The sequence below is a fragment of the Streptomyces sp. NPDC005899 genome, assembly GCF_040629645.1.
In the GTDB taxonomy this organism is placed as follows: Bacteria; Actinomycetota; Actinomycetes; order Streptomycetales; family Streptomycetaceae; genus Streptomyces.
Map to the genome: position 1 here is coordinate 1 of NZ_JBEXWB010000212.1, position 11,195 is coordinate 11,195.

Here is an 11,195-nt window from a genome sequence, read left to right on the forward strand (position 1 = left end):
TCGTCCACCACATCGCCGGCGACGGCTCGTCCCTCGCCCCGCTCGCACGTGACCTGGGGGACGCCGGGCCGCCCGTCGGCAGGGGAGGTGGGGGTCAGGCGACGGTCACCGTCCCCGCGCCCTCCCGCGCCGCGCCGGACTCCTCCACGCTCACGCGGTACGGGCGGTCGGTGCCCCGGGCGGTGACGTGTGTGCCGGAGCCGTCCCGTACGACGTGGAAGGAGGCCGCCGGGCTGCCGGTGAGGTCCGGCACCGTGACCGTGCGCTCACCGGTGCCCGAGCCGAAGACACGCAGGGTGAGGCCGTCCAGCCAGTCGGCGTCCGGCCGCTGGTCGTCGGCACCCCAGGGCAGGACCGCCCCGTCCCGGACGAGCACCGGGAGGCTGTCGAAACCGTGGGTCTCCTGCCGCCACGCGGGCCCGGTGATCCGTTCGCCCGTGAGCAGCGAGGTCCAGGTCCCCTCGGGCACGTAGTACTCGACCGCGCCGTCCTCGGTGAAGACCGGGGCGACGAGGAGGTCCGGGCCGAGCATGTACTGCCGGTCCAGGGTGCGGGTGGCCGGGTCGGCGGGGAACTCCAGGAGCATGGGCCGCATCATCGGGACGCCCGTGCCGCGGGCCTCGGCCGCCACCCCGTACAGGTACGGCATGAGCCGGTGCTTGAGCAGGGTGAACGTGCGGGCGACGTCGACGGCCTCCTCGCCGAAGGCCCACGGCACCCGGTAGGACACGTTGCCGTGCAGCCGGCTGTGCGAGGAGAGCAGGCCGAAGGCGAGCCAGCGCTTGAAGACCGCCGGGTCCGGGGTGCCCTCGAAGCCGCCGATGTCGTGGCTCCAGAAACCGAAGCCCGACAGGCTGAGGGAGAGGCCGCCGCGCAGTGACTCGGCCATGGCCGTGAAGGACGCGAAGCAGTCTCCGCCCCAGTGGACCGGGAACTGCTGCCCGCCGGCCGTGGCGGACCGGGCGAAGAGCACGGCCTCACCGGTGCCGCGTTCCTTCTCCAGCAGTTCGAAGACCGTGCGGTTGTAGATCTGCGCGTAGTAGTTGTGCATCCGCTCCGGGTCCGACCCGTCGTGCCAGACCACGTCGGTCGGCACCCGTTCGCCGAAGTCCGTCTTGAAGCAGTCGACGCCCTGGTCCAGCAGCGCGCGGAGTTTGCCGTTGTACCACTCGCGGGCCGCCGGGTTGGTGAAGTCGACCAGCGCCATGCCCGGCTGCCAGAGGTCCCACTGCCAGATGTCGCCGTTCGCGCGCCGCACCAGGTAGCCGTGCTCGGCGCCCTCGGCGAACAGGACGGACTTCTGGGCGATGTACGGGTTGATCCACATGCTGACGCGCAGGCCGCGCTCCTTGAGCCGGGCCAGCATCCCCTCCGGATCGGGGAAGACCTCGGGGTCCCACAGGAAGTCGGACCACTGGTACTCGCGCATCCAGAAGCAGTCGAAGTGGAAGACGCTGAGCGGGATGTCCCGCTCGGCCATGCCGTCCACGAAGGAGGTGACGGTCTCCTCGTCGTAGGAGGTGCAGAAGGAGGTGGTCAGCCAGAGGCCGAACGACCAGGCCGGCGGCAGGGCGGGCCTGCCCGTCAGGGCCGTGTAGCGGGCCAGTACGTCCTTGGGCGTCGGGCCGGCGACGACGTAGTACTCCAGCGACTGGTCCTCGACGCTGAACTGCACCTGCCCGACGGACTCCGATCCGATCTCGAAGGAGACCTTGCCGGGGTGGTTGACGAAGACGCCGTAGCCGCGTGAGGAGAGGTAGAAGGGGATGTTCTTGTACGCCAGGTCGCTGCTGGTGCCGCCGTCGGCCTGCCAGATGTCGACGGTCTGGCCGTTCTTCACGTAGGGGGTGAACCGCTCGCCGAGTCCGTAGACGTTCTCGCCGACGTCCAGGCGGAGCTGGGCGATCATGTGGTGGGCGCCGCCGGGGGTGGTGGCGAAGGCGGTGCCCTTGGGGTCGACACCGGTCAGGCGTCTCCCCTCGCCGTCGAGGAACGCCAGCCCCCAGGGCCCGTCGCCGTCCATGCGCAGGGTCAGTGGCCCGCTGGTCAGCTCGGTGACCTGGCCCTCCCGGCGGGTGCGGCCGTGGGGTGTCTCACCGTCACCCGGCAGCAGGGCGAAGTCCGGGCCGCGGTGGGCCCTGCCGGCGTGGTGGGTGGCCCGTACGCCGATGACGCCCTCGGCCGGGGAGAAGCACTCGAGGGTGATCAGCGGGGTGTTCAGGGTGTCACCGCGTCCGGTGACACGCTTCACGGCGGCGTACGCGGTGAACCGGTTCTCCTCGACCCGCAGATCGCGGATCTCGGTCGCGTAGGAGGCGTGTACGCCCTCACGCATGAGCCAGAAGCCGTCGGTGAACTTCATGCGGACTCCTCGAAGTCGATGCGGGCGAGGCGTACCGGACCCTGGAGTGTGACGTGCACGTCGTGCACGCCCCGGATGTCGAGCGCGGCCTCGAAGGCGTGGTGGTCGTAGGGGCCGCCGGCCGGCAGGACCACCTCCCTCACCTGTTCGCCCACGCGCACACCGACCGATCCGCCACCGGACGCCGTGAGGACGATGCCCGTGGCACCGCTCCCGAAGTCACAGTCCTTGTACAGCAGTTGACCGGGGCCGTCGCCGGCGGGAGCGACGGCGTCCCCGTCGGTCCTCGTGCGGTCCACGATGTGCGTCCCCTGCTGCTCGTCGTAGTCCGCGGCCTCCAGACCACGGGCGAGGACGGGGCGCGGCCCCGACGGTTCACCGTCGACGACGGTCGCCGTGGTGAGCCGGATGTCGGCGCTGGACGCCCCGGCGAGGAACTCGTACGTCCCGGGTTCGACGGTCCACCGGCCGTGCGCCACGCTCCAGTGGCCCAGCTCCTCCACCGGGACCCGGAAGGCGACGCGCTCGGCCGCTCCCGGTGCGAGGTGGATGCGGCGGTGGCCCACCAGCTTGCGCAGCGGCAGGTCCTTCGTGGCGCCGGTCGCGCGGACGTAGAGCTGCGCCACCTCGTCTCCCGCGGCGGGGCCCTCGTTGGTGACCGTGAACGAGACCCGCAGCTGGTCCCCGTCCGGCTCCGCCTCCAGGGCGGAGTAGCCGAAGCGGGTGTAGGCGAGGCCGTGGCCGAAGGGGTAGAGCGGGGTGCCGTCGAAGTAGAGGTAGGTCTGCCGGGAGCCGATGACGTCGTAGTCGAGCAGACCGGGCAGGTCGGCGTCGGCGGCGTACCAGGTCTGCGGCAGCCGTCCGGCGGGGGACGTGTCACCCGCGACGACGCGGGCGAGCGCGGTGCCCGCCGCCTGGCCGCCGTGGGCGGTCCAGAGCAGGGCGGGCAGCTCGGCGGCCGCGTCACCGACCGCGTACGGGTAGGCGGAGGTGAGGACCAGGACGGTGCGCGGGTTCGCGGCGAGCGCCGTGCGCCAGATCCGGTCCTGCTGCGCCGGGAGCGCGAGGGTCGTGCGGTCCTCGGTCTCCCGGCCGTTGATGTGCGGATCGTTCCCGGCGACGACGATCACGGTGTCGGCCGCGGCCGCGGCCCGCGCCACGGCGTCCTCGCCGCGTTCGACGGTCTCCGTCTCGAAGACCGTGGCGTCCGCCGCCGGGATCTTCTCCCCCTCCACGGCAACCTTCGCGCCGTCGGCGGCGACTGTGACGTACCCACCCGTTGCGATGTGCAGAAGGCGGTGCCCGCCGTCGTGTCCCTCCACCGCCTCCAGGCGGAACGTCTCCTGGACGATCCAGCCGCCCGGCTCGTCCGCCGACGCCCGTACGTATCCGTCCCCGGCGACCGAGAGGTACAGCCCCTCGTCGCTGCGGAAGGTGAGGACGCCGTCGCCCCAGTCGACGACGGCGAGTTCACCGGCCTCGGACCCGCAGGTCAGCGGCGGCAGGTCGGTGCGGCCGGCCAGGAGTGCCGGGTCGAGGGCGCCTTCCGCGCCCCGCGCCGCGCCGTCCGCCGGGCCGTCGGCGGACGGCACCCGCAGCCAGCCCTCGGCGCACTTCAGGCGGATCCGGTCCACGCCCTCGGCGAAGACCACGTTGCCGGCCCCGTACCGCTCGCGCAGGCCGTCCAGCGGCGTGGAGCGGTGCAGCAGCGAGCCGCTGTACCAGTCGAGCTTGCAGGCGTCCGCGAGCAGTCCGACGACGGCGACGGTCCGGTCCTCGCGGGGTTCGAGCGGGAGCAGCCCGTCCTCGTTCTTCAGCAGCACGACGGCCTGTTCGGCGGCCTCCAGGGCGAGCGCCCGGTGCTCCGGCGTGTCGAGGTCGCCGGTGCGCGCGTAAGGGTCGAGGTCCGGATCGAACTCACCGAGTGCGAAGCGCATCTCCAGGAGCCTGCGCACCGCCGTGTCGATGTCGCCCTCGGTGATCAGCCCCTTGGCGAGCGCGTCGCGGATTCGCCCGGTCATGACCGAGGAGTCCTGGCCGTGGTCGGTGAAGCTGTCGACACCGGCCTTCAGGGAGGCCGCCGTGGCCTCCTCGTGGGTGTCGAAGTAGTGCTCGGAATCGACCAGGTTGGACGGGGCCCCGGCGTCGGAGCAGACGACGAGGGACCGGTCGGTCCACTGCCGCAGCTGCTGTCCCAGGAGCGGGGAGACGTGGTTGGGGCGGCCGTTGACCAGGTTGTAGGCAGGCATCACACCGGCCACCGCTCCGGCGCGCACCGCGTCGCGGAAGGCCCGGAGGTCGTACTCGTGCAGGACGCGCGGGCGCACCGAGGAGGAGGCGGTGTCGCGGTCGGTCTCGTTGTTGTGGGCGAGCCAGTGCTTGAGCACCGGGGCCGTGCGCCAGTATCGGGGGTCGTCGCCGCGCAGCCCGCGGGTGTAGGCGATAGCGATGGCGGAGGTCAGGGCCGGGTCCTCGGAGTACCCCTCCTCGCCGCGGCCCCACAGCGGGTTGCGCAGGAGGTTCACCGTCGGTGCCCAGACGTTGAGACCGACCCGGTCGTCCTCGGCGCGTTTGGCGCGCACCTCGTCGCCGACGGCCTCGCCCACCCGGCGGACCAGCTCGTCGTTCCAGGTGGCACCGAGACCGACGGCCTGGGGGAAGACGGTGGCCGGTCCCATCCAGGCGACTCCGTGCAGGGCCTCCTGCCCGGTGCGGAACGCCCCGACCCCCAGGCGCTCCACCGGAGGCGCGAACTGGTGGAGCATCGCGATCCGCTCCTCGAGCGTCAGCCGCCCGAGCAGGTCGTCGGCTCGCCGGGTGAAGGGCAGCTGCGGGTCGCGGAAGGGAAGCGAATGGTCCGTCACGTGCGGGTCCCCTTGAAGAGGTGGGAGGTTTCCGGGCTGCGGGCTCGTCGAAGTCCCCCGGGACGGGGGGTAGATCCTTCGAAGCGCTTCGATGCTCTGTCGCCCGAACCCGCGGTGTCAAGGGCACGGCCGCCCTGTCAGCGTGACCGAGCCGCTACAGCCCCGGAAACGGTTCGGAAACAGGTCGGAGGAATCTCGAAACCAACTCTTGTGCGTCCGGGACCCTTCACTTAATCTCGCTGCAACATCGAAGCGCTTCGACAGTGGAAGCCGCTTCATCTCGGCCGGTCATGCACCACAGCCGGCCCGGTCGGTAACGCCCCACCTCAGACACAGGAGCCGAACGGCGGTCGCCCGCCGCATGTCGTCCTGGTGTGCCTCGAAGGGTTGACGCAATGACGCCGAATTCCTCCTCCACCGCCCCGAGCCGGAGAAGCTTCCTCGCCTCGGGGGCCCTCGCCGCCGTGGCCGTGGCCGGCGGAGCCCCGCTGCTCGCCGCCTGCGGCGGCAGCGGCGGTTCCGGTTCAGCGGGCAAGGAGGGCACGACGACGGGCAAGGCGCTCAAGAAGGTGCTGCCGAGCTACGCCCCGTCGAATCTGGTCCAGCCGGACGTGCCGGGCGTCAACGGGTCCAGCCCCGGCTTCACGAAGCTGCCCGACCCGCTGGTCGCCTCGGTGAAGTCCGCACCGGGCAAGGGGTCCTCGTTCCGGGTCATGACCCCGCTGTGGGGCACGGTGCCGAAGAAGGACAACCCCTACTACACGGCGGTGAACAAGGCGGTGGGCGCGAAGCTCAGCTTCGACCCGCAGGACGGCAACACCTACCAGGACAAGATCGGCGCCATCCTCGCCGGTTCCGACATCCCGGACGTCATGACCATCCCCGGCTGGAACATGCAGGGGCAGATCCGCAACGCGATCACCGCCAAGTTCGCCGACCTCGGCCCCTACCTGGCGGGCGACGCGGTCAAGAAGTACCCGAACCTCGCCAACATCCCGACCGGCGCCTGGCAGTACTCCGTCTTCGGCGGGAAGCTGCGCGGGCTGCCCATGCCCAACCCGGTCATCGGCAACGCCTTCTTCTACCGCCGGGACCTCGTCGGCTCGGGAGCCCTGCCCGCGAGCGCCGACGACCTGCTCGCCTTCGGCAAGGAGTACACCGCCCCCAAGAGCAAGGTGTGGGCGTTCGACGACCTGTGGACCTGCATCCAGAAGGTCTTCGGCCTCCTGCCCGACGCCCCGCACTACTGGAAGCTCGAGGACGGCAAGCTCGTCCACAAGATCGAGACCCAGGAGTACCGCGAGGCCCTCGCCTTCGCACGGAAGCTGCACGACGGCGGCTACATCCACCCGGACGCCGAGGCCAACAAGGACGCCGACTCCAAGATCCGCTTCACCAGCGGCCACGTCCTCATGTACAACGACGGGACCGGCGGCTGGAAGGGCATGGTCAGCGAACAGGCCGCGGCCAACCCCAAGTTCGACATGCAGGCCCTGGACTTCTTCGCCGCGGACGGCGGCAAGCCGGTCCTGTGGCAGGACGACCCGGCCGGGATCTTCACCTTCATCAGCAAGAAGCTGCCCAAGGAGAAGATCGAGGAGTTCCTCGGCATCGCCGACTTCGCCGCCGCGCCCTACGGCACCGAGGAGTTCATGCTGACGAACTACGGCGTCCGGGACACCCACTACAAGGTCGAGGGCGGTGTGCCGACCTTCACCCCGAAGGGCATCGAGGAGGCGCAGCCGGCCACCCTCCTGTACGTCGCCTCCCCGCCCCACACCATCGCCTTCCCCGACGAGCCGCAGCTCGTGAAGGACTACGCCGGCTGGATGGCCCGCCAGGCCCCGCACCTGAAGAAGCCCCTCTTCTTCGGCATGCAGGTCGTGGAGCCCCAGCGCTACGCCTCCCTCTACACGCCGTTCGACGACCTGCAGAAGGACATCCGCCGCGGCCGCAAGAAGGTCGCCGACGTCGACGCCGCCGTGACCACGTGGAAGAACAGCGGCGGCGACAAGCTCCGCGACTGGTACCAGGACCTCCTCGACAAGAACGGCTCCGGCGTCTGACGCGCACGGGACCGGATCGGACGTAGGGCGCAGGCCGCCGGGCGCGAAGAGCCCGGCGGCCGGAGCGGAGAGCACGACATGGGGAGCACAGGGTGAAGCCTCGGGCCACGGTGGCGACCGACGCGGACACGACGGCGGGACCGGGCGGGGACGCCGGCTGCGGAGACGACGACGGAACGGGGCGCGGCGAAGCCCGGGCGGCCGGAGGCCGCGCGCCGGCTCCGGGCGGGGAGAAGCCCGGCGGGAGGAGGGCCGGGAGCAAGGGCAAGGCACCCGCCGGCGGCATCACCTGGCGCCTGCGCCTGCGCCGGGACCGCACGTTGATCCTGATGACACTGCCGGCCATGGCCCTGCTGCTGCTCTTCAACTACGTGCCGCTGCTCGGCAACGTCGTGGCCTTCCAGGACTACGACGTGTACGACCTGGGCATCACCGGCAGCCCGTTCGTCGGCTTCGACAACTTCACCCGGATCTTCGAGGACTACCGCTTCTGGGAGGTGCTCCTCAACACGCTGGTGATCTTCCTGACCCAGCTGGTCCTGTTCTTCCCCATCCCGATCGCCATCGCCCTGCTGCTCAACACGATCATGAGCGCACGGGTCCGGGCCTGGGTCCAGGCCATCGTCTACCTTCCGCACTTCTTCTCCTGGGTCCTCGTCGTCACCGTCTTCCAGCAGATGTTCGGCGGTGCCGGCCTGGTCGCGCAGTGGCTGCGCGAGCACGGCCACGAGGGTTTCGACCTGATGACCAACCCGGGCTTCTTCAAGTTCCTGGTGACCTCCCAGGCGATCTGGAAGGACGCCGGCTGGGGCGTCATCGTCTTCCTCGCCGCGCTCGCCGCCGTCAACACCGACCTGTACGAGGCCGCGGCCGTCGACGGGGCGGGCCGCTGGCGCCGGATGTGGCACGTCACCCTGCCGGCCCTGCGCCCGGTCATCGCACTGCTGCTCGTGCTGCGGGTCGGCAGCGCGCTCAACCTCGACTTCGAGCAGATCCTGCTCCAGCGCGACCAGGTGGGGGCGGGCGCCTCCGAGATCCTGGACACCTACATCTGGTGGACGGGCATCAAGACCGGCGACTTCGGCTACGCGGCCGCCGCCGGGATCTTCAAGGGACTGTTCAGCGTCGCCATGGTGCTGGGAGCCAACAAGGTCGCCCACATGATGGGCGAGCAGGGGGTGTACTCCAAGAAATGACGACTCTCCTGGACACGGAAAAGAGCGGGACGCCGTCGCCGGCGCCCGTCACCGAGCGGGTGGAGACCCCGCTCCAGCGCGCCCTGCGCATCGAGCCGCGGCCGGTGTGGGAGGAGGAGCCCACCAAGGCGGGCCTCGCCTTCAAGGGGTTCGGGCTCTTCGCGATCTGCGCGGTGATCCTCGTCCCCATCTGGGTGGTGGTGGTCACCAGCCTCTCCGACACGAAGGCCATCAACGACGCCGGGGGCCTCGTCGTCTGGCCGAAGAGCATCACCTTCGTCGCGTACAAGGAGCTGCTCAGCGGCGGCGCCGTCACCCGGGCCGCGTTGGTGAGCGTCGGTCTGACGGTCGTCGGCACGGTGTTCAGCATGGTCGTCTCGGTGCTGTGCGCGTACGGGCTGAGCCGCAAGGACTCCTACGCGCACCGGCCGCTGCTGATGACGATGATGGCCACGATGTTCTTCGGCGCGGGCCTCATCCCGACGTACCTGCTGGTCACGGGCATCGGCCTGAGTGACAGCTACTGGTCGATGATCCTGCCGAGCGCCCTCAGTGTGTTCAACATCCTCGTGCTGCGCGGCTTCTTCATGGACACCGCTCCGGAGCTGATCGACGCGGCCCGGATCGACGGCGCGGGCGAGTGGCGGATCCTGCTGCAGATCGTCATGCCGCTGTCGCGGGCGGTCATCGCGGTGATCTCGCTGTTCTACGCGGTGGGCTACTGGAGTCAGTGGTTCAACGCGATGCTGTACATCCAGGACAGCGACAAGTACCCGCTGCAGATGATCCTCCGCCAGCTGGTCCTCCAGCACCAGGTGCCGCCCGGCGCCATGGGCGCGGCGGTGAGCAGCGGGCAGATCAACAGCCTCGCGGTGCAGATGGCCGTCATGGTCCTCGCGCTGATCCCCGTGGCCGTGCTGTCGCCCTTCGTCCAGAAGCACTTCCAGAAGGGGATGCTCACGGGCGCGGTCAAGGGCTGAGCCCTGCCCCCCTCGCCCCGTACGGGCCTCGCCCCGGAACCGCCCCCACCACCCGGGAAACCGACCCGGACCCACCGGAAGGTGTTCGTCATGCCCGCTTCGTCCGTTCCGCAGCCGGAATCCGCGCCGCTCCCCCGGCGCCGGACCGTCCTGGCCGGTGCGGCGGTGGTCGCGGCCGCGGCCTCCGCGCTGCCGGCCGCGACCGCGGAGGCTGCCGGGTCCTCCCGGCGCCCCGGCAGGACCCAGCCGCACCGCTGGCGCACGGTCGCCATCGGCGGCACGGGTTTCGTGACCGGCATCCTGTTCCACCCGTCCGCGCGGGGCCTGGCCTACGCCCGTACGGACATCGGCGGTGCCTACCGGTGGGACGACCGCGCCTCCCGGTGGACGGCGCTGACCGACCACATCGGCTGGGACGACTGGAACCTGATGGGTGTGGAGGCGATGGCGGTCGACCCGGCGCACCCGGGCCGCCTCTACCTGGCGCTCGGGACGTACTCCCAGCCCTCCTCCGGGCCCGGCGCGGTCCTCAGGTCCGAGGACCGGGGAGCCACCTGGAAGCGCACCGACCTGACGGTGCGTCTGGGGGCCAACGAGGACGGCCGGGGAGCGGGCGAGCGGCTGCTGGTAGACCCTCGAGACAGCGAGACCCTCTGGCTCGGTACCCGCCACGACGGCCTCCTGCGCTCCAGGGACCGCGGGGCGAGCTGGTCGGCCGACACCGCCTTCCCCGCGTCCGGCACGGCGAACGGCCAGGGCGTCACACTGCTGGTGGCGGCCGGCCGCAGGGTGTACGCGGGCTGGGGCGACGGCGGCACGGCGCTGTACCGTACGACGCCCTCGGGGGGCTGGGAGGCCGTCCCCGGGCAGCCGTCCGCGGCCGAGGCCGCGACGAGGGTGCCGATCCGCGCCGCGTACGACGCGCACACCCGCGCCCTGTACGTGACCTACGCGGACGGGCCGGGGCCCAACAACCAGTCCGCCGGCTCGGTGCACCGGTTCGACACGGTGACCGGCGCGTGGAGCGACGTCACCCCGGTCGCGCCGGGCGCCGGCGACGCCTTCGGTTACGGCGGGGTCGCGGTCGACGCGGCCCGCCCCGGCACGGTCGTCGTCTCCACGAACAACCGCTGGGGGCCGGTGGACACGCTGTTCCGTTCGGTGGACGGCGGCGCGAGCTGGACGTCCCTCAAGGACACCGCGGTGCTGGACGTGTCGGAGACCCCCTTCCTGCGGTGGGGCGGTGAGCCGAAGTTCGGCTGGTGGATCCAGGCGGTCGCCGTCGACCCGTTCGACTCGCGGCACGTCCTGTACGGGACCGGCGCCACCGTCTTCGGGACACGTGACCTCGTGCACTGGGCTCCGCGGGTGCGGGGTCTGGAGGAGACGTCGGTGCGCCAGCTGATCGCCCCGCCGTCGGGGGCCCGGCTGCTCAGCGGGCTCGGTGACATCGGGGTGATGTACCACGAGACCCTGACCGCCTCCCCCTCGCGCGGGATGGCGTCCGATCCCGTCTTCGGTACGGCGACGGGGCTCGCACTGGCCTCCCTGAGGCCCTCGTACGTCGTTCGGACCGGCTGGCCGTCGGGCGGCGCCGCGGGCGCGTTCTCGCGGGACGGGGGTGCGAGCTGGCAGCCGTTAGCATCGCTGCGGGCCTTGGAGGGCACGCGGGTGGTGCGCGAGGCGGAGACCTCCGAGGGGGCGGACCTCTTTATGTCGGGGGTGGA

General features: G+C 71.2%; 6 protein-coding genes. 4 read left to right on the forward strand and 2 right to left on the reverse strand.

All coding sequences use genetic code 11. From position 1 onward, the window contains the following. Nucleotides 1-94: 94 nt before the first annotated feature. Together yicI and ABZ371_RS21735 are read right to left on the reverse strand one after the other, a co-directional pair. Nucleotides 95-2,362: an alpha-xylosidase gene (gene yicI, locus ABZ371_RS21730; protein ID WP_358682172.1), complete on the reverse strand. Its 2,268-nt coding sequence runs from the start codon at nucleotides 2,360-2,362 to the stop codon at nucleotides 95-97. Continuing rightward, a complete protein-coding gene (locus ABZ371_RS21735) occupies nucleotides 2,359-5,226 on the reverse strand; it encodes a glycoside hydrolase family 3 C-terminal domain-containing protein (RefSeq protein WP_358682175.1) in 2,868 nt (955 codons plus the stop codon). Before ABZ371_RS21735 ends, yicI begins: the two co-directional genes overlap by 4 nt. 395 nt (nucleotides 5,227-5,621) lie before the next feature. Here ABZ371_RS21735 and ABZ371_RS21740 point away from each other — a divergent pair, with 395 nt between their 5' ends. The 4 genes from ABZ371_RS21740 to ABZ371_RS21755 all read left to right on the forward strand — a co-directional run. Next, nucleotides 5,622-7,292: an extracellular solute-binding protein gene (locus ABZ371_RS21740; protein ID WP_358682178.1), complete on the forward strand. Its 1,671-nt coding sequence runs from the start codon at nucleotides 5,622-5,624 to the stop codon at nucleotides 7,290-7,292. Nucleotides 7,293-7,384: 92 nt separating this feature from the next. After that, a complete protein-coding gene (locus tag ABZ371_RS21745) occupies nucleotides 7,385-8,488 on the forward strand; it encodes an ABC transporter permease subunit (RefSeq protein ID WP_358682180.1) in 1,104 nt (367 codons plus the stop codon). Beyond that, nucleotides 8,485-9,468, forward strand: coding sequence for a carbohydrate ABC transporter permease (locus ABZ371_RS21750; protein WP_358682182.1), 984 nt, complete (start codon nucleotides 8,485-8,487; stop codon nucleotides 9,466-9,468). The genes ABZ371_RS21745 and ABZ371_RS21750 overlap by 4 nt, the downstream gene beginning before the upstream one ends. 90 nt (nucleotides 9,469-9,558) lie before the next feature. Further along, on the forward strand, nucleotides 9,559-11,195 hold a 1,637-nt coding region (locus ABZ371_RS21755), incomplete at its 3' end, for a sialidase family protein (protein WP_358682185.1).